The organism is Nocardioides sp. W7 (genome assembly GCF_022919075.1).
Taxonomy (GTDB): domain Bacteria; phylum Actinomycetota; class Actinomycetes; order Propionibacteriales; family Nocardioidaceae; genus Nocardioides.
In genome coordinates, this window is the sequence record NZ_CP095078.1 from 298,761 (window position 1) to 325,368 (window position 26,608).

The following is a 26,608-nucleotide window of genomic DNA, read 5'->3' on the forward strand; positions in this document are numbered from 1 at the left end:
CCTCAAACCGGACAACTCCCAGTGTGTTGGCTCACTAGCACTGCGTCGACGGAGTCCCGAAGGGTGGGCTCGGTCTCGTCGGCTGGTCCCCGCGTGCTCGGTCCCGTGTGACGTTCCCGTGAATGTCGCCGGTACGTCGTACGCGCCACCCTAACGGCACCGTAGGCTCGGACGGTGAAGATCGCCATCGCAGGAATCGGGTACGTCGGCCTCTCCAATGCAGTCGTCCTCGCCCAGCGCCACGAGGTGCGAGCCATCGACCTCGACCCCGACAAGGTGGCGATGGTCAACCGCCACGAGTCGCCGCTGGAGGACCCCGAGCTGGAGGAGTACCTCGCCGAGCGGCCACTCAACCTGCTGGCCACCCTCGACAAGCGCGAGGCGTACGCCGACGTGGAGCTGGTCGTCATCGCGACGCCGACCGACTACGACGACCGGAGCAACTACTTCGACACCCGGTCGGTCGAGGCCGTGATCGCCGACGTGCTGGAACTGGCGCCGGCCGCGACGATGATCGTCAAGTCGACGGTCCCGGTCGGGTTCACGGCGAGGATGCGCGAGGAGCACCCGGACGCGGCGATCATCTTCAGCCCGGAGTTCCTCCGCGAGGGCCGGGCGCTCTACGACAACCTGTATCCCTCGCGGATCGTGGTCGGCGATCGGGGAGAGCGCGGGCGGGCCTTCGCCAACCTCCTGGTCGAGGGCGCGGAGTCCAAGGACGTTCCGGTGCTGCTCACCGACTCCACCGAGGCCGAGGCGATCAAGCTCTTCGCCAACACGTACCTGGCGCTACGCGTGGCGTACTTCAACGAGCTCGACACCTATGCACTCACCCACGGCCTCGATACCGCCCAGATCATCGAAGGTGTCGGGCTGGACCCGCGGATCGGGAACCACTACAACAACCCGAGCTTCGGGTACGGCGGCTACTGCCTGCCCAAGGACACCAAGCAGTTGAAGGCCAACTACAGCGAGGTGCCACAGAACCTGATCAGCGCGATCGTCGAGGCCAACACCACCCGCAAGGACTTCATCGCGGCGGACATCCTGCGACGCGAACCGCAGACGGTGGGAATCCACCGCCTGATCATGAAGGCCGGCTCGGACAACTTCCGGATGTCGTCGATCCAGGGCGTCATGAAGCGACTCAAGGCCAAGGGCGTCGAGGTTCTCGTCTACGAGCCGGCGCTTGAGGACGACCTCTTCTTCAACTCGGAGGTGGTGCGCGACCTCGACGAGTTCAAGAAGCGGTCCGACGTGATCGTGGCGAACCGGCGTACCGACGTCCTCGCCGACGTTAGCGATCGGGTCTACACCCGGGACATCTACGGGCGCGACTGACTCTCGCGGGCCTGGTAGTCCGGGTCCTCCAACTGGGCGACGGTCGGGGCGCCGAACATCGGAAGCCCCTGCTCCTTGCGCAGGAATCCCCACACCAGCGGGACCAGGACGAGCGTCGCGACGCCCACGCCTGCGATCAGCAGCGGGTGCGTCTCGTGGGCCCCGAGGACCGACCAGCTGGACTTGTCGAGCAGCGCGACGCCCGACATCGTCAGCACGACGACGATGCCGCGCCGGATGTAGGACTGCGGGACCCGCGGCGCGATCGCGCTGCCGATCAGGGTGCCGGGCACCGAGCCGGCCACCAACGGGATCAGGATGCCGAAGTCGATGCCGTTCAGGGCGATGTTGGAGATGGCGGCAGCCAGCACCAACGGAACGGCCTGGACCAGGTCGGTGCCGACCAGCTTCACCGCGGACAGTCCGGGGTAGAGCATCAGGAGCGCCACCATGATCACCGAGCCCGAGCCGACGCTGGTGATGCCAACCAGAAGGCCGCCGAGGGCGCCGACGAGCAGCGTCGGGATCGGTCGCACGGGAGGGTTAGGGTCGCCGGTCGGTCCGCCGGCACGCACCCGGCGCAGGTTGAGGTAGAGCCGCAGGGCGTACGTCGAGGCCGCCAACAGCAGGGCGACACCGATGCTGATGATCAGCGCCTGGTCGAGCTCGTCCGGATCGGTGAACCAGGCGAGGACATGCGGTCCCAGCAGCGCCATCGGCACTGAGCCGATGACCAGCCACTTCGCCAGGCTCAGGTTGGGCGAGCCCTCTCGAGCGTGCACCACGGCGCCGCCGGACTTGTAGATCGCGGCCGCGGTCAGGTCGGCGGTCACCACCGTCGCCGTCTCGCCGACACCCAGGAAGATGAGCGCCGGGGTCATCAGCGCGCCGCCGCCCATCCCGGTCAGCCCGACCACGATCCCGACGAGGAATCCCGCGACCAGGATCGAGAGGGCGGTCATCGTGACCAGGTCACTCACGCGGTGGCCTCGCGGGCTCCGGTCAGCGCCGGGACGACCACGCGCAGCATGGTCTCGATCCCGGCCGCCGCGGTCTCGGCCGCCTCGGGTCCTTGCCGGTAGGGGTCGCGCACGTCCAGCTGTGCATCGGCCGCCCCGCGCCGACGGGCCGCCTCGGCGATGAGGTCCCGGCCCGACAGCGCCGGGTCGAGGACCCCGACGGTCTCGGCGAACTGTCCGAGCGTGAAGACCTTGCGGAACAGCTGCGGCTGCTCGTCGAGGATGAAGGTGCGGTGCGCCGCCTCAGCCGTCAGCACCAGATCGGCGGCCTCGAGGATGTCGCGGTCCAGAGGCCGCGAGGCGAACGAGCCGTCGTCGGCCACACCCCGTGTGCCCATGGTCGCAGCCATCACGTCATCCATCGGGTGCTCGCGAAAGCCGTGCGTGCCGGCGCTGGTGAAGACGATCGACGCATCCGGGCCCGCGAGGTGGCGGGCCAGACGCTCCATGAACGGCGAGCGGCAGATGTTCGCCGTACAGACGAAGAGGACGTTGAGGGGTGCGCCGTCAGGACCCACGCTGGTTGAGGTGCGAGGAGCGCCAGCGACGAGCCTCGAAACCACCGCAGCGTCCGTAGGGCCCGTCAGATCGACATATCCCGCATCCCGCAGCCCGACGACCACGTCCTCGAGCGCGTCCTCGATGCTGCGCCCGGTGGTGTCGACGACGACATCCGCGTCGGCAGGCACCTCGTACGGCGAGGAGATTCCCGTGAACTCCGGAATCTCGCCCCGCCGCGCCTTCGCGTAGAGCCCCTTGCGATCGCGGCGCTCACACTCCTCGAGCGGGGTCGCGACATGGACGAGGAAGAACGCTCCCCCGGCCTCGTCGACCATCGTCCGGACCTGCTGCCGCGTCTCGTCGAACGGGGCGATCGGGCTGCAGACGGCCACGCCGCCGTGCCGCGAGATCTCGGCGGCGACCCAGCCGATCCGGCGGATGTTGGTCTCCCGGTCCACCTTGGAGAAGGTCAGTCCGGCCGAGAGGTTCCGGCGTACGACATCGCCGTCGAGGCTGGTGACCGTCCGGATACCCTGCTCCAGAAGTCGGTCCATCAGCGCCCGCGCGAGGGTGGACTTGCCACTGCCGGACAGGCCGGTGAAGAAGAGCACCAGTCCCTGCCGGTCAGCAGGCGGCTGGTCCTGCTCGACCACTTCCGCCACCGAGGGCGGCAGCTCGTCGTCCTCGCCCGCCCCCACGAGCCCGATGACAGCGTCCGGTCCGGCGTAGTTCGACAAAACGCGAACGCACAGCTCGTGGTCGGCCGCGGGGTCGTCGTGTGACGCGAGCGGGACCGCGATCACCGCGGCGTCGTCGAGCAGATCGGCAGCGCGGAGAGTGGCCCGGATCAACGCGACCGGAGACAGCTCGGGCGTGCCGGCACCGACCAGCGCCACCAGCGCGACCGGACCTTGGGAGCGAAGCGCCTCGACCAGGCCCGTCGTCAGGGCATCGGTGACCGGCACGAACGTACGCCCGGCCAGGCGTGCACGGGCATCGGCTGGTGAGAGATAGAGATGGCGGAACGGACCGAACTGCGCGTGCGTCAGCGGCTCGATCTCGCCACCGGGCACCGTCACCCGAGCCAACGGCAGACCCTCGGGGTCGACCAGCTCGACCTGCCCCGCCTCGCGAACAACCGCGTCGATGGCCGGCGGCAGGGTCAGGGTCACCAGGCTGCCGGGCTCGCCGTATCGACGCGTGGGGTGCAGCGCCCCCGAGACGAGGAGCTCGAGGTCGTCGAGCTCGCGAGGGGTAGGGCAATGCTGCGGGACGGCAGGAGGCACGGCCGCCATCCTGGCACGCGCGCTCATTATCATCTCCGCGACGTGGCATTCCGCCCCTCGTAGACCTGGGACCTCCATGCTGAGCGCACTTTCGGCGCAGGAGGTCCGGCTACCTGCTCGGAGTCGTGATCCGCGGCGCAAACCAGTCGACGCACGACGGCGCGGTCTGGTTGGTAACGCCGGAGGGTGTGGCAGCAGTCCCGGACGAGCGATCCAAGAGGTTCCGTCGCGACTGCGGGCACGGCGCATCCGAGGGGACGACGTTGAACTCGCCGTGCCCACCACGGCAATCCAGACCGATTACCTCAACATCGATTATGTCGACGTTACGACCTTCGCGACCGCACTCTCGGGCAGCTACGCGGGCGTTCGTAACTCATGGACCGCTGCCGCCAAGTCCTACTCTTCCGGGTCTACGAGAAGCAACGCGAGAGCCGGACAAGACTTGGGCTTCACGAGGAGCGAACTCCGCTCCCTGAATGTCATTTCGACTCCTTCTGCCGGTCCGCGATCGGCCGCTCGATCAAGTAGTAGATCGCGATCCCAGCACCAACCCCGACCACGATTGAGACTGGCAAGCCGACGAGACGACTGGGGGCCCAGAAGGCGTCGATCGCGTGGATCAGGGGCAGATGCACGAGATATATGGAGTAGCTCGCAAGACCCACAATCTGCACAGGGCGGCAGGCGAGGAGCGGCGTCACGGAACGGCGCAGAGACCCTGCCTGGGCGCCGAAGCCCCAGAGAATGATGATGCAGCTCGCGACACTCTGTAGCGAGTAGCGCATGGTGTCCCGGAACAGCGGGTCTCGGATCAAGAGGCTGGCGAGGTAGAGGCCAACGGCCAGGACGAATGCGGCGTCGCGACTGATCCACTCCAGCACTGTTCCCGGCCAGGAGGTCTGCCGACGTGTCGCCGCGCGCAGCAGAACGGCCGTCAAGATGCCCAACGCCATGCCATCAATGCGGGTGTCGGTCGAGAAGTAGATTCTGTCGGACTCGCCCGACAGGACAAAGCGGGCGACTGTGGAGTAGAGAACGACACCAGCTGCCACGACTGCCAGCGGGAGTTCGGGGCGTCGGCTCGCGCGGACCATGGCGAGCCAGACCAACGAGAACCCGATGTAGAACTGCTCTTCTATGGCCAGGCTCCAAACGACCCCGGATCCGGGGAGAACCTGGGGTTCGTGATCGAGCGTCGTCCAGTTAAAGACGAAGAAGATCTGACTGGCGAAATCGGACCAGTTGATGGACTTGAAGCCGGCGTAGACCAGGGTGGGAATGACGATGATCAGCAGGAAAGGTGGACCAATCTTGCGGAGTCGTCGGCGGTAGAAGCCGCCCAAGTCGAACTGGCCGCTCCGCTCGCGCTCTCTCAAGAGAAGGTGGGCGATGATGAATCCCGAGATCGAGAAGAAGATCGTCACCCCGCTCCCGCCGGGCACGATGTCTCCCATGCCTGCGTGAGCGATCACAACGAGGAGGACGGCAGCAGCTCGCATCGCGTCGATGTGGGCATACCTGTGAGCGCGATTCGTGGGTGGTTGCGGGATCGTGGTCACCGGGGACGAGGTCACGTGGAGCAGGCTAAGGGGCGTTGATTACGTCTGCTCAAGTTGTGAGGAACTCGCTGGCGCGTCACACCGTGTGCAGCACGGCCCCGACTACGCAGAGCGAGTCAATGTGGAGGTGGGCAAACCACCCTCTGCCAGCGCGATCGCCACGCTGCGGGGCGCCCTGCCCGCACAGTCGCCTAGCCACCGTCTGGACGCGACGCACGAGCCTCACCTCGCCGTGCGATACAACTCCTGGTGACCTGTGCCTCGTTGCCGCACTCGGCCGTCTGACGTGCAGGAAGTGATCTCGCGTCGAGCAGACCGGACTGCGGGCCAGGTCTAGGCCGTCGGCGGCCGAAGAACTCGGCGAGGCCAACTGGCACGGTTGGATGCGGTGCCGCCCGGGTTCAACTGTCCAGCTCGCGCAGAATCCACTCCGGCATTACGCGGGGCGTGGAATGAACATCGCGAAACTCAACGCCCATCACGGTCGTGCGGTCCGGCAGATTCGTGCGAGCAACCGAGTTAGCAGCGATCGTAACTTCGTCACCAATGACGATGCTCCCAAAAGCGACCGCTCCAGGCGCGAGGTAGGCGAAATCCCCTATCTGAGGGGCTCCGCCACCGAACGCCCCGATGTTGGTAGCCGAGTGGATGCGGCACCAGGCGCCCACACGAGCCTCGTTGTTCACGACGATCGAGCCGTAATGAGCGATCGACAACCCAGGTCCGAAGACGCCGGGCGGGATCGAGATGCCCGTCCTCAGTGAGTACCGGGATAGATGAACGCGGGTGATCGCCCACGCGACCTTGCCCAGCGGCCCGCGCAACGTGGCGGCGTACTCCACTCGACGTAGGAGCCGCTGGTACCGCAGCTCCGGCTGGGTAATGACGTACCAAGGCCGCCACCGCCGGGCACCGTGCGCGCGGAGATCCATCGCGAGAAAACGGTGATAGTCGGCTCGGCTCCGGATCGACTCGTGGGGCACGTCCGCACCCTATGCGTCTGAGCATGCTCCACCTCACGCCGGGTTCCAAGTCGTGGGGAAAGGGCCCGCGGAGCCAATCCGACAAGAGTCACAATCGCTGTGTTGTCGTGAGGACGCTCGATCAGCGACCGATCGTTAGTCTGCGCCACACGGCCTGCCTAGCAGCATGTCGATCCCAGCGGCGGCGGCTCCGCTCGGCCTTTCGTGGGTCGCAGAACATGTCCAGGATCTCCCGCAGGTCCGCTTCGTTGGCGCTCCTGGATCGGTGCATCGATCGCAAGCTCATGTGCCAATGAGACAGGGCGTGCCCGACGACGGGCATCACCAATCTGGGGGAAGCCCAGCTGCTAGGCGGCCATTCACGTCTGGCGGAGCACCCCGTCGTTGGACTTTCCGGAAGCTCTATCTGCACAAGTGAAGATGGCGAGATGCGTTGTGCAACTGGACCCGAGGCCAGTCCCCTGCTCGGAGTCGGCCAAGACCTCCAGGAGTTCGGTCGAGAAGGCCGATGGCGGATCTTCCACGTCTCCGACCTCAGTCACGACCCCGGCGACAAGACACCCGGGAGCTGCCGTTCTGTGGCGTCCCAACGCCAGCGCGTGGCCGTCCGTTGCGTACGGCCAGACCGCTAGCCAGGACTGCGTGGATGACATCCAGCACAGCTGAGCCTGGAGCCTCGCACTCGTCCCGTAGCGAGCACATCTGTTCATATAATGTCTCTTCCCATGTCACCACCCGTCGTCGTGGCCGAGATCGTTCGCTCAGGATTCGTGGAGGGACACCACTACGGATCCGTGGTCGCGCTGGACTCCGACGGCTCCGTCGCCTGGTCGATCGGCGATACCGTGCACCAGATCCTGCCGCGCTCGTGCAACAAGCCGATCCAAGCCCTCGCGATGGTTCGAGCAGGGTTGGACCTGCCATCCGACCTGCTGGCGCTAGCATGCGCGTCGCACTCTGGCGAGGACTACCACGTCGAGGGCGTGCGACGGATCCTCGCCACTGTTGGCCTCGATGAGGATGTGCTGCAGACCCCAGCCGACTACCCCCTGGACGACGCCACCCGCAATGAGCTGATTCGTGCGGGCGGCGGCCGCTCGCGGATCCACATGAATTGCTCCGGCAAGCACGCCGCCATGCTGGCGACCTGCGTCCTCAACGGCTGGGACATCCCGTCATATCTGGAGTTCACGCACCCGCTCCAACAACGGATCGCGGCGACCTTCGCTGAGCTCACCGGCGAACAGGTGGAGGCGGTCGCCATCGACGGGTGCGGGGCACCCCTACTGTCGACCTCCCTCGTCGGCCTGGCGCGCGCGTTCCGCGCACTGGCAGGCGCCCAGGAGGGCCCGGCGCGCCGACTGGCCGACGCGATCCGCTATCACCCGGAGTTCGTCTCGGGCACCCACCGCGACGAGCGAACGCTCCTTACCGCGATCCCCGGCGCAATCGGCAAGGCGGGAGCCGAGTCCTGCTACGCAGTCGCGCTGCCGGATGGTCGGGCCTTCGCACTGAAGACCGACGACGGCGCGCCCCGAGTCCGTCCGGTGCTCATGGCCGCCGTGCTACGCAGAGCCGGGATCGACCGGCAGGAGGGTGTCGATGGCGCCGCCGTGCGGGCCACGGGCGAGCTCCCGCTTTTCGGCGGGGGCGTACCGGTCGGGGAAATCCGCGCGGTCTTCTAGCCGTAAAGCCCACCCGTGACGCGAACACGTTACGGGTGGGACGTTGAACACGTCACTCCATTACGGTGCCATCACTCGACGTCTGCACCGATAGAGTGCCGATCACAGACTCGTCGGCGGACGCCGACGGGTCTGTGCCGGTCACCCAACGAACGGAGACTTCGTGGAACTGCGGGACTACCTTCGTATCCTGCGACGCCGGTGGCTCATGATTGTCTCTGTCACTCTGATCGTGGTGGCACTCGCCGCCATCTACACATTCACCGCCACCCCGATGTACCAGTCGACAGCTCGGCTCTTCGTGTCCACAACCTCGGCGACAGATGCGATCCAGGGCAGCAATCTCACGACCCAGCGAGTCTCTTCGTATGCGGACCTTGTCACGGGGGAGACCAGGGCACGGGGCGTCATCGACGCCCTCGACCTCGATCTGGGAGCCGGAGAGTTGGCCGCCAAGGTCTCGGCGGAGGTGACGCCGGACACGAACAACCTGCTCATCCGGGTCGCCGATCCCGATGGCCGCGAGGCCCAGCGGATCGCCCAGAAGTACGCCGAGCAGATGCAGGACCTCGTCGACGAACTGGAGACGCCGCCCGGCGCGACCACCGCGGTACTGAAGGCCACCATCGTCGACCCCGCGACTCTCCCCGGCAGCCCCTACTCGCCCCAGCCGGTGCGTAACCTGGCCCTCGGGCTCCTGCTCGGCCTACTGCTGGGCATCGGCTTGGCGGTGCTCCGCGAGTTCCTCGACACGACGGTGAAGACGCCCGAGGATCTCACCAGCCGCACCCACGCGCCGCTGTTGGGCGGCATCGCCTATGACCCAAACACCCGCGAGCATCCTCTGGTGACCGACTTGCAGTCACATGCCCCGCGCGTCGAGGCCTTCCGGGTGCTACGCACCAACATCCAGTTCGTCGACGTCGATCAGCAGTCCAAGGTCTTCGTTGTGACCTCCGCGGTCCCCGAGGAGGGGAAGACCACCACCGCGGTCAACCTAGCGATCACGCTGGCCCAGACCGGCGGTCGGACCCTGCTGGTGGAGTGCGACCTCCGTCGTCCGAAGGCCACGGCAGCGCTGGGCCTCGACAACGCCGTCGGCGTCACCACGATCCTGGTCGGCAAGGTCTCCCTAGGCGACGCCCTGCAGCGTCACGAGGCGACCGGCCTCGACGTCCTCGGCAGCGGCGCCATACCTCCGAACCCGGCCGAGCTGCTCCAGTCGCGCGCGATGGCCGAGATGCTGGCCAGCCTCCGCGGGGACTACGACCACGTCATCATCGACGCCCCGCCACTGCTGCCGGTCACCGATGCCGCCCTCCTCGCCTCCCAGGCCGACGGCGCGGTGGTCGTGGTGCGCTGGGGCAAGACGACCCGTGACCAATTCGGGTCGGCCCTCGAGCGCCTCGACCAGGTCGGTGCGCGACCCCTGGGCGTCGTTCTCAACATGGTGCCGTCCCACCGGAAGTCCAGCGGGTACGGGTACGGGTACGGGTACGGGTACGCGCCCCAGGCCGAAAAGGCCTGACGCTCGGCTAGCTCAGTTTGTCGGCCAGCTCGACGCAGTCGTCGTGATGCGCTCGGGCAAAACAACCCGCTACCAGTCGGGATCCGCCAACCGGGATGCGAGGTCGTCGTACCGACCTGGTGCTGCCGCCCAAGCGGGCCCGCAGGTGCTGCCAAGATCGGCCGACCTGGCGAACACCTGCGTCGGCCATCCCCAGAGACGTACGGCGACGATCCGCGGACACCGCCTCAGCAGGCGGAGCGCGCCTGCGAGGAGTAGCTCCGGGGTTCGATGCCGGGGGTGACCGAGACGTCCGTCGTACCGACCTGATCCGGACCCGAGGTCATCCGCCAGCTGAGCCGGACCTTCTGCCCCGGCTCCAGCTGGATAGCCACCGTGTCGACCGGCCGCCCGTCCTGATCGACGACGGCCGACTCGATCCGGGTCGAGTTCACCCGCAGGTCAGTCACCGATCCGTTCGGGGGCGCGAAGATCTGGACGTTGACGAACTGCGTGCCGGGGTCGGCACCAAGGAGCCCCCCGCCGGTGATGTAGTCGGGCAGGGTGGCCGCGTCAGCCGGGGCCGTCGACTCGAGACGCGCGCTCCCGACGTAGCTCTGGGTCCGGTCGCCGCAGGAGGTCGCCTCCACGCGCACGTCGTAGCGCAGGAAGTAGGACATCTTGGCACCGGTCGAGTCGTTGAGCGCCACGGTGACCTGCGGCCGCTCTGACTGCTCGGTCACCAGCTCGCCGGCGACCTCACTGCCGCCCAGAGCCTGCTGCTCAGCCTCTTCGAAGGAGTGAACGTAGATCCGTGACTCGACCGCGCCCCGACTCAACGCCCGCAGCACCCCCTGGGCGTCATCGGCCCCGCCGAGCACCTGGTCGAAGGCCGCCTGTGCGACGTCCTGGAAGAAGGCGTCCTGGTCCGCCGGGTCCTCGTAGCGCAGGTAGACGCCGTGCAACAGCTCGTCGACGACGTTCTCGGCGGTGATGCTCGTGTCGCCTACCTGGACCGGGCCGGTGACCGCGAGCAGGTAGGACAGTGCGACCGGGTCGATGGCGAGCACCCCGTCGATCCGCTCCGGGGCCTCGCGCTCCCAGCCGGCCTTCATCAGGCTCGCCGCGCGCGGGAAGTCCGGGGTCATGTTCGCGTTCACGAAATAGGTCCCGAGGAGATCGCCGTAAAGCACCTCCTCGGTCTCGCTGAGGGGGAGGTAGGGGTGCCCAGGGCTGCTCAGAGTGTTCGCACCGACCTGTCGTGCCAGCTTGATCCGTCCGTCCGCGGCCTGGATCAGCGCCACGGCACCAGGCAGCCCGCCGGTCGCCCGGATCTCGGCATTGTTCTGGAAGACCAGGAGGTAGTTCCGCTGCTCGTCCCCGCCCAGCATCGTGGGCATGACCTGCAGCGCAGTTGAGGCCGAGGCCATCGCCCGGTGCGTGCTCCGCACGGTGCCGGCGAGGTCGCGATACTTGTCGCGGAGCCTCATCACGAAGTCCGCGGGGTCCTCCTCGGCGAGCGCGTCCTCCGCCTCGGCGAGTGAGCGCTCCGCTTCGCCGACGGGTGCCTGCAGCTCGACCAGCGCATCGATCGAGACCTGGCCACCGCGCGGGAGGATCTCCTTCAGGCTCTGGGAGACGCCGACCAGGGGGCGAGCGCCCTCGGCGGCGAGGTCGTGAACCACCGAGCTGACCACCCGGACGCCTCGGGCGTCATCGCCGAACCAGGGCACTCGGGTCAGGGCAGCCCAGGTGACGCCCGAGGTCCGCTCCTCGGCACTCGCGCTGCGCTGCTCGAGGCGATCCAGAGACCGGTCCATCGCCTCGACGTCACCGGCATCGGCCGCCGAGCGCAGGACGTCGACCTCGTTGACGGCCGCAATGAGGTCCTTGTTGACCTGCCACACCTGCCAACCGAGCCAGGCACCGGCGACGAGGGCCAGTCCCAGAACGGTGAACAGAGTGATTCGCCAGGAGGGCATCCGTCGCATGGCAGGACCCTATCGATCAGCGAGGGCCGAGAGCGCCAGATGCCCAAGCACTGTGCCAAGAAACACCAGTGGCCCCGCGGTCAGTCCGCGGGGCCACCGGTCGAGCTGTGAGTCTGCGATCAGCGCTTCTTCTTCACGGTGATCGTCGTCGACTTCTTGGAGTCCTTGAAACCCTCGGCACCCTTGAAGGTCACCGTGACCTTGTACTTGCCCGGCTTGCGGAGCTTGCCGAGGTTGATGCTGAGGGTCTTGCCGCTGTAGGCCTTGCGGACGGTCTTGTTGACGCCCTTGCCCTTGATCGTGATGATCACGGTGCCCTTGGGCTTGATGTTGCCGCGGGTCTTCACCGAGACGCGGACCTTGGCAGCCTTGCCGGCCTTGATCGTCTTCGGCGCGGGCTTGGCAGTCGAGGTCGTGCTGTTGCAGACATACTGCGTGCACGCCGCGGAGGCGGGTGCGGTCGAGGTGACGGCCACAAGACCAGCCGTCGTCAAGATGGCCGCGAACAGACCGGCGATGAGCTTCTTCATGGTGTCAGACTCCCCGTGGTAGGCACTGGAGGGTGGTGCCCGGTGAATACTTCGAGGCTCCAGCAAACCACACGAGGACTGAGTCCCGCACATCGGTTCCGCTATCCGGGCGCTCCGGCGGAGAGAATTAATGCTGGCGGGCGTTGGCGAAACCCATTCGTTACCTGACGTCCTCGTGGGGTCCGCAATGACGCACTCCTCGAACCCGGCTGGTCTAGAAGGCCCAGGCTAGGGGTAGTTAGCCCGCCTGTAGGGCGCGGACGACCAGGACGGCCGTCACCAGCCCCAGGATCGACAGCCCGACCCACTGGACGGCCAGTCGTCGCCGGCGCTCGACCACCGGGTCGAGCGAGTGTCGCTTGCGCTGTCTGTTGCTCACGTGGTCCCCATTCTCAACACAGTTCTTTACTCTTTCAGGCCGAGGACTGGATTGCTGGGAAATGGGTGAACAGATGGGTGAATTCAGGCACAGGATCAGGAAACAGCGAGCGCCGCCCGGTGACCGGGCGGCGCTCGTCTGAGTGGCTCTTATTGCGTATGTCGACTTACTGTCAGCGGTCGGGTGCGGGGGTCTCGACACGCTCAGGACTTCGTCCTTCGCTGCTCGACCACCGGCTCCCTTCGCTGCTCGACCACCGGCTGCCGCTGCTCGACCGACGGGTCTCGATACGCTCGCTGGCGCTCGCTACTCGACCACCGAGGGGCCTAGATGTTGACGGTCACCTCGGTGACGGAGCCGATGGCTGCCTGCACCGTGCGGTCGACCGGGTCGGCCTTCGGGGCGAGGGTGCGCAGGGTCCAGTCGCCCTCGCCGGCGAAGAACCGGAAGTGGCCCGACGCGGAGGTCGGGACCTCGGCGGTGAACTCACCACTGCGGTCGAGGAGCCGGACGTAGGCGTTGCCGACCGGGTCGTCACCGCGCAGCACCTGGCCCTGGATCACGGCCTCCTTGGCGACGTTGACGCCGTCCAGGGAGAGGCCGCCCTCAGTCGCGCCGCACATCAGGCGACACCGGGCTCGTCGCCCAGGGCGATCGGAACGCCGACGAGGGAGCCGTACTCGGTCCACGAGCCGTCGTAGTTCTTCACGTTCTGGTGGCCGAGGAGCTCCTTGAGCACGAACCAGGTCAGCGACGAGCGCTCACCGATGCGGCACAGGGCGATGGTGTCCTTGCTGTCGTCGATGCCGACCTCGGCGTACAGCGCCTGGAGGTCGGCGTCGGACTTGAAGGTGCCGTCGTCGTTGCAGTTCTTGCTCCACGGGACGTTCAGCGACGTCGGGACGTGACCGGCGCGCTGCGACTGCTCCTGCGGGAGGTGGGCCGGGGCGAGCAGGCGACCGGCGAACTCGTCGGGGCTGCGCACGTCGATCAGGTTCTGCACGCCGATCGCGGCGACCGCGTCGTCGCGGAAGGCGCGGATCGAGAGGTCCTGCTCGGAGGCGGAGTACGTCGTGGCGGCGCGGGTCGGCAGCTCGGACACCAGCTCGCGGGAGTCCAGCTCCCACTTCTTGCGGCCGCCGTCCATGAGCTTGACGTCCTGGTGGCCGTAGAGCTTGAAGTACCAGTAGGCGTAGGCGGCGAACCAGTTGTTGTTGCCGCCGTAGAGCACGACGGTGTCGTCGTTGGAGACGCCGCGCTCGGACAGCAGCGCCGAGAACTGGTCCTTGCTCACGAAGTCACGGCGGACCTGGTCCTGGAGGTCGGTGGTCCAGTCGAGCTTGATGGCGCCCTTGATGTGGCCCTTGTCGTACGCCGTGGTGTCCTCGTCGACCTCGATGAAGACGATGCCGTCCTTGCCGAGGTTGTCCTCGACCCACTGGGTCGAGACGAGGGAGTTCTCGCGAGTCATGTTTCTACCTTTCTGTTGCGTCGTGCTCGACGCGGGGTCTGTTGGGTTTCAGGTCGGTTCTTGGGTGCGGGGGTCTCGATACGCTCGCTGGCGCTCGCTACTCGACCATCGAGAGACGCGCTCGCTTGAGGAGGAGGTAGAGCTCGCAGCCCAGACAGAAGCGGAACAGGGCATTGAGCAGGGCGGCCACCAGCGCGAAGCCGGTCGCCACCACGCCGAGGGCGGTCACGCCGGAGGCGAAGCCGACGAAGGCCACGACCGCGAAGACCAGGCCGACCGCCTGAGCGAACCGTGGCGGCCGCGGGTCCTCGAACTCGGTGGTCCCGGAGAGCCGGGGGCGGACCACGCGTCGGAAGACCCACGCGGTCGGCGCGTGCTGGACGCCCAGGCCCGCTCCGAGGGCGAACAGGACGGCCTGGATGCCGATGAGCACGGTCGCCGCCGGAGTCGGCAGGGCCAGGACGGCGATCAGCACCAGCGCGGTGACCGCGGCAGTGAACTGCGGACCGCGCGCGTCGATGCGCGCCGAGGCAACGGCGTGACGATCGATGGCAGTGCTCATGATGTTCTCCTGCAGGGACGGCCCGGGTGCGAAGCACGGGATCGGTCGGCGTCGAGGGCTGCGATGTTACTGCAGTGACTTGCTCGACTTAAAGCAGTTGCGGGCCGACCCCGTCAGGACGTCCGACACAGCGACGAGCGCACGCGGCAGTGATCCACTGCGCGTCGCTTGGTCAGCCAGGTCGAGGACATGCCACCAAGGTAGAGGGCGGGCCCAGCCAACGCTGAATCCGTGTCTCGAATGTTGGACGGTCGTACCACGATTCGAGATGGTAGAACGTGTTACACCCGTGTTAATCCGGCCTCCCCAGTTTTCGGGAGAGAACGCCGTCACCGAGGGTCTGCCTCACTTGTCCGGATCTACCGTCGATTCCTAGGCGACGCACCCTCGGATCGCCCCGGGAACAGGTGGAACGCCAAGGGGAGGCACACGCCCATGTCGAGCGATCTCGCCATGCCCTCACGCCGCCGCGGCAGGGGTCGATACGCCCCGGGCCGCTACCGGGAGACGCAGGTGCTGTCGCGACCCGCCCGGCACCTGGTCAACCGGTTCAGCTTCGGGATCACCCCCGCGCTCACCGCTGAGGTCCGGAAGGCCGGCTCCCACCTGGCCTGGTTCGACCAGCAGCTGGTGACGGCGTACGACGGCAGCGCCAACGGCTTCCAGAGCTGGTGGCCCGACCTGGCCCTGCCCGCGGCCGTTGTCTTCCGGCGCCAGCGCGACCTGGTCCGGCACTCGCTGGAGGTCGGGTACGACGTCGGCTCGCGCACCATGGTCCGGCGGATGCAATCGCCCCGGCCGGTGCTGGAGGTGATGACGAAGTTCTGGGAGAACCACCTCCACGTCCCGCTCACTGCGGACAACGTGGCGGTATTCCGCGCCGACTACGGCGAGCGGATCCGGGCCGGCGCGTTGGGCCGCTTCGACGACCTGCTCGTCGCAGCGGTGCTGCACCCGGCGATGCTGATGTACCTCGGCAACGCCGGCTCCACCCGGACCCACCCCAACGAGAATCTCGGCCGAGAACTCCTCGAGCTGCACACCGTCGGCATCGGCCACCACACCGAGGAGGACGTCAAGAGCTCCGCACGGATCCTCACCGGCTGGCGGGTCGCGCTCTACAGCACCTGGGAGCCGTACTACAGCTCCGACGACCACTGGACCGGGCCCGTGCGCGTGAAGGACTTCGCCGACCCCAACGGTGCGGCCGACGGCCAGGCACTCACCGTGCGCTACCTGCGCTACCTGGCCCATCACCCGGAGACCGCGCGACGGATCGCGACCAAGCTCGTGCGGGTCTTCGTCTCCGACGACGTACCCGCCTCCCTGGTGGACCGGTTGGCGGCGATCTACCTAGCCGGCGGTACCGAGATCAAGCCCGTCCTGCGTGCTCTGGTCCGCTCTCGCGAGTTCGCCGGCGCCGTCGATCGCAAGGTCCGCGACGCGGACGGGGACGTGGTCGCGACGTACCGCCTCCTCGGAGCGCGGGTGACCAGGCCGAGGAACGAGTTCTCGGCGGCCAACACGGCGTTCTGGCAGGCCGGTGCCCTCGGCCTCTCCCCCTTCACCTGGCCACGCCCCGACGGTCAGCCGCTGGACAACCGCTCGTGGGCCTCGCCCACTCGGGTGCTGGCCTCCGTCTCGCTGCACTGGGAGCTGGCCGGACGGTGGCCGGCGACGGAGATCAGGTTCACCAGGCCGGTCGACTTCCTGCCGGAGCGCTCGATGCTCTTCCGCGACCTCGTCGACCATCTGTCGCGGCAGCTCCTCCAGCGCCCCTCGACGGAGGCGTTGTTGAAGGCCGGCTGCCGCGCCACCGGCTACGCACCGAAGGACACCGTCACCGCCACGTCCGATCTGTTCCGCGGCAAGTGGCAGCGGCTGATCACGACCTTCCTCGACAGCCCGGCCTTCTACCAGCACTGATCCCGCCCCGCGTCCATCGCCGCTGCCCTCGCCGGCGGGCGCTTCGTCGACCCCACACGTGCCGCATCCAGCCCACGGAGAACCGCCATGACCACGAACGCAGAAGCCGACGTCTCGCCCTGCGACTGCCGCGAGGACCGCCTCCTCGACGCGGATGTCGTCCGCGCCAGCCGCCGAGGAGTGCTCCGGGGCTCCGCCCTCGCCGGCGCCACCACCATGTTCGGCTCGACCGTCGTCACCATGAGCGGCTCGCCCTCCGGAGCGACCGCCGCCACCTCCGAATCGGCTCTCGTCGTGGTGTCCCTGCGCGGGGCCGCCGATGGGCTGTCGCTGGTCGTGCCGCACGGCGACCCGGCGTACGACGCCGCCCGACCCACGATCGCCGTACCGAAGGCGCGACTGCTCGCGGCCGACGGGTTCTTCGGCCTGCACCCCGCGCTCGGCCCGCTTCTCCCGTTGTGGAACGCGGGCCGGCTCGCCGCCGTCCATGCCACCGGCCTGCCGGTCGCGAACCGGTCCCACTTCGCCGCCATGGAGGAGCTGGAGGACGCCGACCCCGGCTCCCCCGCCCGGGTCGGGTGGCTCAACCGGCTGGTCGGCGGCTCGGGTCGGCGCAGCGCCCTGGGAGCGGTCGCTCTCGGCAGCACGCTGCCCACCTCCCTCGTCGGACCGGCAGCCGTGATGTCGTTCTCGTCCCTGGACTCGGCCGGCGTGGCGGGCGTCAACCTGCGCGCCTCCTCCGCCAGCGCGCGCTTCACCGCCATGCGCAGGCAGTGGGCGCACGCGCCGGGCGACATGGGCTCCGCGTTCCGGACCGCGCTGGGCGCCGTCGGCCGACCTGGGCCCGGCCCAGGCCCAGTCCGACCGCTCCGCGCTCTACCCGCACTCCGACCTCGGCCTGTCGCTGGCCTCGGTCGCCCGGACCCTCCGCGCGAACGTGGGCGTCCGGGCCGTCACCGTCGACTCCGGCGACTGGGACATGCACGTGGACGTGGGGACGGCCAGCTCCGGATGGATGGTGCGCAACGCCACCGACCTCGCGAGCAGCCTCGCCGCCTTCTTCAAGGACCTCGGCGCAGTCGGCGACCGGGTCACCGTCGTGACGGTCAGCGAGTTCGGCCGCCGGGTCCAGGAGAACGCCAACCAGGGTCTGGACCACGGCTGGGGCAACGTCATGTTCGTCGCCGGCGCGGGGGTCAAAGGTGGCCGGTACTACGGCACCTGGCCCGGCCTGCAGAACACCCTCGACGCCGATCTCCCGGTCACCACCGACTACCGCAGCGTGCTCGCCGAGGTCGTCTCCTCGCGGATGGGGGTGTCCACCGCCCAGGTCTTCCCCGGCTTCCAGCGCGAGCGGGTCGGGGTGATGCTCGGTCAGTAGGCGTCGACCCGCGACGCGTGGGCACGCCTCGTACCGGGCACGTGCAGCCGCGCGTGGGATTCATCGCGGCACCCGCACTCGTCGTCGCCGAGGTACGACCACGGGTCGTCGACCGACCGGTGGCAGCAGTCGTTCGCCCAGATGAGCGGCTCGACCAGCCGACCCACGAGGCCCGGCGCCGGGTGCTGGCACGTCGGGCACAGCTTCGGCGCGCGGTGCGGCAGGAGGCTCATGAATCCATTGACCTCCCCGGGTGCCGAGCGAGGCCAGGGAGGCGACTGCTTCTCCCCCATTTCGGGGAGGCCCCGGTGCGTCGGGGTGGAGTCGGTCAGGGCAGCGCCGCGAGCACCTGCTCCTTGCGGGGCGCGCCGGCCGCGCGGGTGACCTCGGTCCCGGTGCCGTCCAGGATCAGGGTGGTCGGCGTACGCAGGATGCCGAGCTCGCGGACCAGCTCCAGGTGGTACTCGGCGTCCACCTCGACGTGGACCACGCCGGGGACGACCTCCGCGATGTCGGCGAGGGTACGACGGGTCGCGCGGCACGGGGCGCAGAAGGCGCTGGAGAACTGCAGCAGGGTCGCGCGCTCGCCGCGCTCGGCGTCCGGGAGGGCGGAGGTGACACTGGCCCAGAGGCCGTCCGTCGGCTCGCCGGGTTTCGGGGCCTCCACCTGCGTCGGGTTCGCCGTCCGCGCGCGGAAGCGGCCGTCGGCGTACTGCCGGTAGAGCCCGAAGGCCACCGCCACCACGACGGCGGCAACGGCTGTCCACAGTCCGGTCGTCACGTCAGGTCGAGCGTTCCGGGGTCGATCGGTATTCCAGGAGGTCTCGCGTGGGTTCGATACGCGGGTCTCCGCCCCTGGTGCCGGCTCCCTAGGATCCTGCCCATGCGCCGTGACCTCGCCTTCGTCGTCGCGGCAGCGCTCACCGGGCTGATGATGCTGCTGATCGCCGGGCACGGGCCGTGGGCCGGCGACGTGATCTGGGCATTCGGCGACGGCCACGGGTTGAACAACGGCGACCTGCCTGTGCTGGGGCTGTGGGTCATCGGGATGGTGGCGACGGGGTTGCTCGCTCGGCAGGAGTGAGGCACGGGTGAGGGTGGACGCGTTGGTTGCGGGGGTCTCGACAACGTCAGGCGCTGGCGCGCCTTCCTGCTCGACCACCGGCGGGGGGTCAGCGCTGGATGAGGTAGACGATCAGCGCGATGGCGAGGACGAGGGTGAGGGCGATGCCGGCCCAGACCCACCAGGGGGTGCGCTGGACGGGGTCGGGCTCGGGCTCCGGGTCGGGGGGCGGGGCCAGGACCGGTGGGGCGGGCGGCGCGGCGAAGACGGGGTGCAGGTCGCCCTGGCAGCGCAGGCAGTGGGTCTCCGTGACCGGGTTGGACTCCCGGCAGTGCGGGCAGTCCAGCTTGCCGACCGTGACCCGACCCGCGGTGCCGGGCAGCCGGCGCAGCGCGTCGGAGGCCGGACCGCTGGAGGTGTCCAGGACGATCGCCGCGGGGGTCCAGAACAGCGGGAAGTCGCAGCGCCGGCAGAAGTCCTCGGCCTCGCGACGGTTGATGGTGATCGTGGCCGACGTGCCGCACTCGGGGCAGATCACCTCGCGACGCGCGCCCTTGGTCTCGGCGATCACGATCGTCGGGTTGTCGTCGGCGGTCGGGTGCGGGGGTTTCGACACGCTCGGCGCTGGCGCGCCTCCCTGCTCAACCACCGGGGACGCGCCTCCCTGCTCAACCACCGGGGACGCGCCTTCCTGCTCGACCGCCGGGGAGTCGTCACCGAGGTGCTTGCCCGCACTCATCGTGTCCCTCACCAGTCCTCGTCTTCCTCGGAGCTCCAGACCCGCTCGGGGCCGACGTACAACTCTGCCCGCACGTGCGCCGGGACCTCGTCCTTGACCATGTCCACGAACGCCTCCCGCTCCAGGGAGCCGGTGTCCTCCACCCTCATGGAGACCCACGCGGTGTCGTCCGGGACGTCGCCGGCTCGCCACACGCCGCCACCCTCCCGGACCTCCGCAGGACCGCCGCTGAGCAGCTCGAGGAAGGAACGCAGACCACCCACGGTCCCCCGAGTCGCGAGGGTGCGGGCCGCCGTGGCCACGATACGTCTCCGGAGGACCGCCGGCATGGAGTTGTCGAGACTGTCCACCCCGATCCACGAGCCCAGCCAGGCGATCGAGTCCTCCGGCGCCACCGAGAGGTCGGCGACGTGCTCGATGCTGTCGGCGTCCTCCAGCAGGGTGGTGCCGACCTCCTGGAAGATCGAGACGAACCGGACGAAGAAGTCCTGGCTCAGCATCTGCACCGGCAGCTGGCGCAGCATCCAGTCCTCGGCCCGTCGCGGCTGCCGATGGCCGCTGGTCAGCGCCGCGGACGCGCGGACCAGGGAGGTCACCGCACCACCACCTGGTGCACGGCCGACAGGAACAGCGACTGCCGGTCCAGCCGGATCACGTCCTTGGCGGCGCCGAGGCGACGGCCCGAGCGCAGGTCGTACTCGAAGAGCAGCGCCTCCTCGACCCGGTCCACGCCCTCGACCGACTCCAGGATCTGGGTGACCGTCGCGATGTTGAGGTCGGCGTCGAAGGGCCAGCCGGTGCCGTCGGGTCCGCCGACGAGCGGGTTGACGTAGCGGTTCAGCGCATCGACCGAGCGCTGCCGGACGATGCCCGGCGGGCGCCCCGGCGCGCCGTACACGCGGGCGACCACGGAGACGCCCTGGTAGAACGGCGTGGTCACCTCCACGGCCGTCCCGATCACCCGGTGCTCGTCGAGATGCTCGGAGATCTCCGCCATCAGGTCCTGCGAGATCGCGTAGTCGTCGATCTGGTGCCCGCCGACGTCGCCGCGGGCGTGCGGGACGACCAGCAGCTGGACCGTGCCGTTGCCGCGACGAGCCGAGCGGCACCGGGCCCGCGCGACCTGGGGCGAGGCCTCCAGGGTCAGCCGCTCGTAGTCGCCGGCGGTGACCGCACGCTGGCCGGTGCGCAACGTCAGCGGCCCGCGGACCTTCGCCTCCGCCACCGTCTCGGCGTCCACGCCACCGGTCGCCGGCTGCAGGTTCATCACGCCGCTCACGAACGGCAGCGTCGAGCGGAGCAGGCTGAGGGTGCGGGCGCCGACGTTGCCGCGGGTGCCGCCACCGTGGCGGTACGACGTCACCTCGATCCGCGCGCCGTCCCGCGGGATCGCGCCGTGCTGGCGCACCGACCCGTCGGGGTAGCGGACCCGGGGGCCGAAGTGGATGGTGCCGGCGCCGCTGTCCCACACGTAGTGCCGGTCGCCGTCGCGCGACTCCGAGAAGTCCGCGACCTCGGTCCACTCCTGGGCGTGGTCGCCGTCGACGACCCGGACCACCTCGTCGGCCCGACGCGGCAGGACCGGCACCCGGGACACCCCGAACACCTGACCCGCCGCCCCGTCGCTGCGGCCCACGACCTCCGGCGGCGCCGTCTCCGCGTGCTCGGCGCGCACCGTGCCGCCCAGGGCCGCGACCTCGATGCTCTGCACCCGCGGCGAGGCCTTGTACGTCGGCTGGCCGCTGACCGGCGCGAGCAGCCGGGTCCGCAGCCAGTACGCCGAGTGGTTGCCGACGCTCATCGGGACGTGCACGGTCGGCACCATCAGCACGATCTCGCCGGCCCGGTTCAGGCCACCGGTGGTGTCCTCGTAGATGTCGGTGGCGATCCAGGCGTCGCCGTTCCAGACCTCCCAGACCAGCGGGGGACGCCGCGGGTCCACGCCGATGCCCTCGGCCTCGGCCGACACCGAGATGCGCAGCACCATGCCGGCCAGGGAGTCGCGGAAGCCCAGGCAGAACGCGTCGCCGGGGGTCATCTGCTCGGAGGCGAAGACCGGTACGCCGGCGGGGTTGAACCGCAGGTCCTCCCACACGTCGCGGGTGCGGCCGTCGCCGACCGTGACGACCTGCGCGGACTCCAGGACGGGCGGGGCGATGACCAGCTCGGTGTCGGTGCTGAACACGACGGCGTCGGCCCGCTCCGCGGCACCGGCGACCGTCATCACCTCGGTGTCGGCGGGCACCACGACGGGCGAGTCGAGGACGGCGGAGAGCCAGAAGGTCAGGTCGGTGCTCGCGACCGCGGGCGGGAACGGCTCGATGCCCACCATGTTGAGGAAGTGGGTGTAGAGCCGCTCGGGCACCTGGTTGACGCGGAAGAGCACCATCTCGCTCATCCATGCGAACAGCTCGATCAGCGCCACGCCCGGGTCGGAGACGTTGTGGTTGGTCCACTCGGGGCAGTAGCGCGGGATCAGCCGCTTGGCCTCGTCGACGATGTCCTGGAAGGTCCGGTCGTCGAGGCCGGGGGTCGGCAGTGGCATGGGGGCTCGCTCTTCTTCACTCGGCGTCGTGCGGGATGACGTAGAACGGGTAGACCAGGTTGCGGCGATCGTTGGTCGCGCGCACCCGGAAGGTGATGTTGATCCGGACCAGCGAGGGGTTCTCGACGTCGGGCTCCGGGTGGACGTCCTCGACGACGACCCGGGGCTCCCACTGGGCCAGCGCGTCGCGGACCGCCTGGGAGATCAGGCCGAGCAGGTTGGCGGTGACCGGCTCGAAGAGCAGGTCCCAGATGCGACACCCGAACTGCGGGCGCATCAGCCGCTCCCCGGGCGCCGTCATCAGCACGATCTCGATCGCGCGGTCCAGCTCGGGTACGCCGTTGGAGAGCCGGATCGACCCGGTGTGGTCGACCCCCAGCGGCCAGCCGAACCCGCGGCCGACGAAGGCGCTGGTGTCGCCGGTGTTGCCCGGCAGGGCGATCTCGGACATCAGTTGATCGCCACCATCGCGCCCTTGATGGCCAACGGCCCGCCGGCCTCGATCTTGCCGGTCGCCGACGCCTTGACCTCCACCTGGGCCCCCTCGAGGGACGCCTTGGTGTTGCCCTTGATCCCGACCTCGGTGCCGCCGCTGATCTCGACCTTCTGCTTGGCCTTGAGGGTGATGTTGTTGCCCTCGATGGTGATGTCGCCCTGCTCGGTGAACTTGATCGTGGCCTGGCCGTTGGTGATCGTGACCGGCTTCTTGTCCACGATCACCTCGAGCTTGTCCTCGCCGAGCCGGATCTTGTGCTTCTTGCCCTTCAGGGTCAGCAGGATGTGCTGGTCGGCGGGCGCCTCCCCGTCGGCCAGCTCGATCAGGTGGCCCAGGCGCGAGGTGATCCGGCGGAACTTCACCTTGTTCTGGTCGACGTCGTCGCTGGTCGGCAGGCCCTTGTTCTTCGAGAACAGCCCGCCCAGGATCACCGGCCGCCGGGTGTCGCCCTGCTCGAAGGCGATCAGCACCTCGTCGTTGACCTCCGGGGTGAAGACCATGCCGCGCTTGTCGCCGCCACCGAGGGTGACCAGGCGGGCCCAGTGCGACTCGACCTCGCCGGAGATGGTCGTGTACTTCACCTTGGCCCGGCCGATCTTGTCCGGGTCGGCGAGGTCGGTGACCAGCGCCGGCAGCACGCCGTTCATCGTCAGGCCCGGGTCGCGGCGGGCGCTGCCGCCCAGCAGGTCGACCAGGCTGGAGGGCCGGTGCGGTCCGGCGGTGAACTGGGTGGTGAAGCCGGAGCGGTTGTAGACGTGCTCGACCTTCGACACCAGGTAGGAGCCCGAGGTCGGGCCGGCGTTGACCACCTTGACCTTCACCCCCGGCGCGATGGCGCCGTTCACGTCGCCCGAACCGCGCGCGACGACGCCGGCGGCGCTGGCCTCGGCGAGGAAGGACTTCGCCAGGGTGGAGGCCTCGGCGGCGTCCAGCGGGGGCGGGTCGGCCACCAAGACGTCCTTGGTCCAGCCGCGCGATCCCGAGCCGGAGCGGCCGGGGACGTTGGTGACGAAGTTCGACTCCGCCGTCGCCTTGGTCTCCGCCTCGCCCGTGATGGCGGCCTGCTGGGCCTGGTCCCACCCGGTCACCGAGACCTTGTCGGGTCCGGCGGCCGAGGCGCGCACGGAGAAGGAGCGCAGCTGCGGCGTACCGAGCGTGACCTCGACGACGCTCGACCCGGCCGTGCCCGCCGCCACCACCTTCAGGCTCTTGTCCTCGACCCACCAGACCAGGCCCGCCCGGGCCGCGATCGCGCTGAGGTACGACAGGTCGGAGCCCGCCTGGAGGAGGTACGGGTGCGAGCCCGCGGCGCCCGTGACCGACGCGCTGAGGCCGGTGCCGACGACGAGCTTGGTGATGATGTCGGAGTACGACTGGTTGAGGAAGGCGCGGCTCTTGACCCGCCCGGCCATCCGGTGCGTCGGGTCGTCGACCGTGACGATCAGCTCCGGCGTGTGCAGGCCGTCCTGCTCCAGGGCGATCCCGGTGACCTCACCGCGGATCAGCTGCTTGGTCCCGCTGAGCACCTCGACCTCCTTGCCCACCTTGAAGGTGGTCGAGGAGGCCAGGGCGTACCCGTTGTCGACGAACCGCAGGGTCGCCCGACCGGGCAGGCCGATGGCCCGCTCCACCCGGACCGCCGTGAGGCCCTCGAGCCACTTCAGGGGCAGCGTGCTGCCCTCGACCTTGACGACCGGGGCGGTGTCGATGGGCGGCATCAGCCCTCCAGCCTCGGGATGTCGAGCAGCGCGCCGGGCCGGATCGCCAGCGGGTCCTCCAGGCCGTTCGCACTGGCCAGCACCCGCCAGCGGGTGGCGTCGCCGTAGTAGCGGGCGCTGATCCGGTCCAGGGTCTCCCCCGGCTGCACGCGGTGCACACGGCTCGGTTTGGGGGTGCCGGAGGTGGGGTTCTGCGGGCCGAAGGCGTTGGAGCGCTCGTACTGCATCAGCTCCAGGTGCAGCTGCGCGCGCAGCGGGACACCGGAGGAGGAGAAGTAGGTGAAGCTCAGCCGCAGGTCCTGCACGACCGCCTTGAAGGAGTGCAGGTCGCCCCAGTGGAAGGTGACCGTCGGCGGGCGGGCGTTGTTGGTGGTCTCGTCCGAGCCGGGGAGGTTCGGGTCGATCTCCATCAGCCCGAGGATCTTGCCCGTGTGCGCGGTGACCGCGGTGCCGACGTCGGTGGTGTCGAAGATGAGGTCCAGAGCCATCCAGCCGGACCCGGCGCCGGCGTACTGCAGGGTCGAGACGCCCTTGCCGGGCATCGGGTTGGACACCCAGTTGTTGCGGCGGCCGATGCTGAGGGTCTCGGGGTTGTACAGACACGGGAGCCGGGTGCCGTCCTCGGTCTCCAGGAACGCCTTCTCGAGCTCCGACATCAGAACGCCGCCCAGTCCTGGCGCCGGCCGCGCCGCTCCAGCTCGTCGATCACGCGCTGCTCGACCCGCTCGACGACCGCGTCGACGAGGGCCTCCAGGGCACCGCCGGGCTGCAGGTCGTCATCGAGCTCCGCCGGACCCTGGCCCGCCATGGTCGTGGCCGGCGACCCACCGGACGGGGCCGACCAGCGGCGCACCACCGTGCCGGGCGAGGACGGGGCCGACCCCCCAGGCGACCACGACTCGTGCTGGTGACCGGACATGGAGGTTCCTCCCTCGTCGAGGAGGCGTCGTACGACGCCCTCGGGGACCGAGCTGAACAGGTGGGCGGTGGACTCGACCAGCGAGCGGGGCGCGCCGGCCGGGGTGCTGGTGGGGGTCGACGTCGGCCCGGACGTGCGGGCGACCGACGGGACGGGGGGCGCGGCGGGGCCGTCCCCGCGAGACGGGCTGATGCTGATCCGGGGCGGGGCGACCGTCATCCGGCTGATCCGGCCGGCGGGGGCGGCACCGGGGCCGCCGGTCGGACCGGCGCCAGGCGGGGCGATCAGGCCGACGACGGGCACGGGCGGGCCGGACTGCATGGACTGCCCGGACTGCCCGGACTGCGCGGACTGCGCGGCCAGGCCGGGCATGGTGGGCGCGGGCATGGTGGGCATCGCGGATGACGCGGCGGCCGGGGTGCTGCTCGGCGGGGCGGCGGGGGTCCACGGGCCGGCGGTGCTCGCCGACGCGCTCGTCCTCGAGGCTGCCATCGGGCCTGCCGTGGTGCGGGTCGGGCCCGCGGGGGTACGCCGCAGCGGCTCACCGCCGCGGTCGGCGCGGGCGAGCAGGCCGGGGACCGGTACGCCGCCCGGGGCCGGGGGCGCGGTGCGCGCGAACCCGGTCACGGGACCGCCGCTCGCTGCCGCGGAGCCGCCGCCCGCAGGCGCGGGGGCGACGCGCGCCCAGCGGAGCACGGTGCTCGGCGAGGTCGTCGGGGTGGCGACCTCGCGGATCGCGGCCGGGGTGGGGTAGGTCGGAGCGCCCGCCGCCGGAACGGCGGACCCGGCCGGGGTGCCGGGGGTCGCCCGCGGGTTGGTCGAGCGAGCGATCACCGGCGCGGACCCACCCGTCGCGGTCGGTGCGCCCAGGCGCTGGTGAGGCGCCGCCGGGGCGGCGGAGCCGGTCACCGACGACGCGGGGGTGCGGCGCAGCACCGGAACTCCCGCCGCGGGAGCGGACGACGTGGGGGCAGACGACACGGGCGATGTGGACGATGTGGACG

General features: G+C 69.5%; 25 protein-coding genes. 6 read left to right on the forward strand and 19 right to left on the reverse strand.

All coding sequences use genetic code 11. The features are described 5' to 3' along the window. Nucleotides 1–174: 174 nt before the first annotated feature. Complete coding sequence (locus MUB56_RS01550) at nt 175–1,341, forward strand: nucleotide sugar dehydrogenase (protein ID WP_244930161.1); 1,167 nt, start codon at nt 175–177, stop codon at nt 1,339–1,341. Here MUB56_RS01550 and MUB56_RS01555 read toward each other — a convergent pair. The 4 genes from MUB56_RS01555 to MUB56_RS01570 form a co-directional block, all read right to left on the reverse strand. Further along, a complete protein-coding gene (locus tag MUB56_RS01555; RefSeq protein ID WP_244930162.1) occupies nt 1,326–2,321 on the reverse strand; it encodes a sulfite exporter TauE/SafE family protein in 996 nt (331 codons plus the stop codon). The two genes, MUB56_RS01550 and MUB56_RS01555, sit on opposite strands and share 16 nt — an antisense overlap. Next, the gene (cysC, locus tag MUB56_RS01560) at nt 2,318–4,147 is read right to left on the reverse strand and encodes an adenylyl-sulfate kinase (protein ID WP_244930163.1); all 1,830 of its coding nucleotides are present in this window, start codon (nt 4,145–4,147) and stop codon (nt 2,318–2,320) included. The genes MUB56_RS01555 and cysC overlap by 4 nt, the downstream gene beginning before the upstream one ends. 482 nt (nt 4,148–4,629) lie before the next feature. Further along, nucleotides 4,630–5,724: an acyltransferase gene (locus MUB56_RS01565; protein ID WP_244930164.1), complete on the reverse strand. Its 1,095-nt coding sequence runs from the start codon at nt 5,722–5,724 to the stop codon at nt 4,630–4,632. Between the two features lie 386 nt (nt 5,725–6,110). Further along, the gene (locus tag MUB56_RS01570; RefSeq protein ID WP_244930165.1) at nt 6,111–6,692 is read right to left on the reverse strand and encodes a hypothetical protein; all 582 of its coding nucleotides are present in this window, start codon (nt 6,690–6,692) and stop codon (nt 6,111–6,113) included. 725 nt (nt 6,693–7,417) lie between these two features. Between MUB56_RS01570 and MUB56_RS01575 the strand changes: the two genes are divergently transcribed. Together MUB56_RS01575 and MUB56_RS01580 are read left to right on the forward strand one after the other, a co-directional pair. Next, nucleotides 7,418–8,377 (forward strand): asparaginase, encoded by a 960-nt coding sequence (locus tag MUB56_RS01575; RefSeq protein WP_244930166.1) that lies wholly within the window; start codon nt 7,418–7,420, stop codon nt 8,375–8,377. A gap of 163 nt (nt 8,378–8,540) precedes the next feature. After that, entirely contained in the window at nt 8,541–9,905 is a 1,365-nt protein-coding gene (locus tag MUB56_RS01580) for a polysaccharide biosynthesis tyrosine autokinase (protein ID WP_244930167.1), read from the forward strand. Between the two features lie 227 nt (nt 9,906–10,132). On the opposite strand, the gene MUB56_RS01585 is transcribed toward MUB56_RS01580, so the two are convergent. The 6 genes from MUB56_RS01585 to MUB56_RS01610 form a co-directional block, all read right to left on the reverse strand. After that, nucleotides 10,133–11,875 (reverse strand): DUF4012 domain-containing protein, encoded by a 1,743-nt coding sequence (locus tag MUB56_RS01585; protein WP_244930168.1) that lies wholly within the window; start codon nt 11,873–11,875, stop codon nt 10,133–10,135. 119 nt (nt 11,876–11,994) lie between these two features. Then, the gene (locus tag MUB56_RS01590; RefSeq protein WP_244930169.1) at nt 11,995–12,405 is read right to left on the reverse strand and encodes an Ig-like domain repeat protein; all 411 of its coding nucleotides are present in this window, start codon (nt 12,403–12,405) and stop codon (nt 11,995–11,997) included. Between the two features lie 238 nt (nt 12,406–12,643). Continuing rightward, the gene (locus MUB56_RS01595; RefSeq protein WP_244930170.1) at nt 12,644–12,784 is read right to left on the reverse strand and encodes a hypothetical protein; all 141 of its coding nucleotides are present in this window, start codon (nt 12,782–12,784) and stop codon (nt 12,644–12,646) included. A 326-nt stretch (nt 12,785–13,110) separates the two neighbouring features. Beyond that, nucleotides 13,111–13,407 carry a DUF1416 domain-containing protein gene (locus MUB56_RS01600; protein WP_244930171.1) on the reverse strand — a complete coding sequence of 99 codons (297 nt, stop codon included), beginning with the start codon at nt 13,405–13,407 and terminating at the stop codon, nt 13,111–13,113. Then, entirely contained in the window at nt 13,407–14,255 is an 849-nt protein-coding gene (locus MUB56_RS01605; RefSeq protein WP_244930172.1) for a sulfurtransferase, read from the reverse strand. The genes MUB56_RS01600 and MUB56_RS01605 overlap by 1 nt, the downstream gene beginning before the upstream one ends. A 97-nt stretch (nt 14,256–14,352) precedes the next feature. Continuing rightward, a complete protein-coding gene (locus tag MUB56_RS01610; protein ID WP_244930173.1) occupies nt 14,353–14,817 on the reverse strand; it encodes a DUF4395 domain-containing protein in 465 nt (154 codons plus the stop codon). A 453-nt stretch (nt 14,818–15,270) separates the two neighbouring features. On the opposite strand from MUB56_RS01610, the gene MUB56_RS01615 reads away from it, so the two are divergent. Together MUB56_RS01615 and MUB56_RS01620 are read left to right on the forward strand one after the other, a co-directional pair. Further along, entirely contained in the window at nt 15,271–16,743 is a 1,473-nt protein-coding gene (locus tag MUB56_RS01615) for a DUF1800 domain-containing protein (RefSeq protein WP_244930174.1), read from the forward strand. A 937-nt stretch (nt 16,744–17,680) separates the two neighbouring features. Continuing rightward, nucleotides 17,681–18,124, forward strand: a complete 444-nt coding sequence (locus tag MUB56_RS01620; protein WP_244930175.1) for a DUF1501 domain-containing protein — start codon at nt 17,681–17,683, stop codon at nt 18,122–18,124. On the opposite strand, the gene MUB56_RS01625 is transcribed toward MUB56_RS01620, so the two are convergent. Both MUB56_RS01625 and MUB56_RS01630 read right to left on the reverse strand, forming a co-directional pair. Beyond that, nucleotides 18,118–18,357 carry a hypothetical protein gene (locus MUB56_RS01625; RefSeq protein WP_244930176.1) on the reverse strand — a complete coding sequence of 80 codons (240 nt, stop codon included), beginning with the start codon at nt 18,355–18,357 and terminating at the stop codon, nt 18,118–18,120. The two genes, MUB56_RS01620 and MUB56_RS01625, sit on opposite strands and share 7 nt — an antisense overlap. A gap of 95 nt (nt 18,358–18,452) precedes the next feature. Further along, nucleotides 18,453–18,905 (reverse strand): thioredoxin family protein, encoded by a 453-nt coding sequence (locus MUB56_RS01630; protein ID WP_244930177.1) that lies wholly within the window; start codon nt 18,903–18,905, stop codon nt 18,453–18,455. A 102-nt stretch (nt 18,906–19,007) separates the two neighbouring features. Between MUB56_RS01630 and MUB56_RS01635 the strand changes: the two genes are divergently transcribed. Beyond that, a complete protein-coding gene (locus MUB56_RS01635) occupies nt 19,008–19,208 on the forward strand; it encodes a hypothetical protein (protein ID WP_244930178.1) in 201 nt (66 codons plus the stop codon). Between the two features lie 88 nt (nt 19,209–19,296). Here MUB56_RS01635 and MUB56_RS01640 read toward each other — a convergent pair whose 3' ends face one another. The 7 genes from MUB56_RS01640 to MUB56_RS01670 all read right to left on the reverse strand — a co-directional run bounded on the left by MUB56_RS01640 (nt 19,297) and on the right by MUB56_RS01670 (nt 26,585). Further along, nucleotides 19,297–19,803, reverse strand: coding sequence for a hypothetical protein (locus MUB56_RS01640; RefSeq protein WP_244930179.1), 507 nt, complete (start codon nt 19,801–19,803; stop codon nt 19,297–19,299). Nucleotides 19,804–19,934: 131 nt separating this feature from the next. Beyond that, nucleotides 19,935–20,522, reverse strand: a complete 588-nt coding sequence (locus tag MUB56_RS01645; RefSeq protein ID WP_244930180.1) for a phage tail protein — start codon at nt 20,520–20,522, stop codon at nt 19,935–19,937. Beyond that, the gene (locus MUB56_RS01650) at nt 20,519–22,471 is read right to left on the reverse strand and encodes a putative baseplate assembly protein (RefSeq protein WP_244930181.1); all 1,953 of its coding nucleotides are present in this window, start codon (nt 22,469–22,471) and stop codon (nt 20,519–20,521) included. Before MUB56_RS01650 ends, MUB56_RS01645 begins: the two co-directional genes overlap by 4 nt. Before the next feature lie 16 nt (nt 22,472–22,487). Further along, nucleotides 22,488–22,922 carry a GPW/gp25 family protein gene (locus MUB56_RS01655; RefSeq protein WP_244930182.1) on the reverse strand — a complete coding sequence of 145 codons (435 nt, stop codon included), beginning with the start codon at nt 22,920–22,922 and terminating at the stop codon, nt 22,488–22,490. Further along, entirely contained in the window at nt 22,922–24,685 is a 1,764-nt protein-coding gene (locus MUB56_RS01660) for a phage baseplate assembly protein V (RefSeq protein WP_244930183.1), read from the reverse strand. Before MUB56_RS01660 ends, MUB56_RS01655 begins: the two co-directional genes overlap by 1 nt. Further along, the gene (locus tag MUB56_RS01665; RefSeq protein ID WP_244930184.1) at nt 24,685–25,341 is read right to left on the reverse strand and encodes a LysM peptidoglycan-binding domain-containing protein; all 657 of its coding nucleotides are present in this window, start codon (nt 25,339–25,341) and stop codon (nt 24,685–24,687) included. The genes MUB56_RS01660 and MUB56_RS01665 overlap by 1 nt, the downstream gene beginning before the upstream one ends. Then, entirely contained in the window at nt 25,341–26,585 is a 1,245-nt protein-coding gene (locus MUB56_RS01670; RefSeq protein WP_244930185.1) for a hypothetical protein, read from the reverse strand. The genes MUB56_RS01665 and MUB56_RS01670 overlap by 1 nt, the downstream gene beginning before the upstream one ends. Nucleotides 26,586–26,608: the final 23 nt, after the last annotated feature.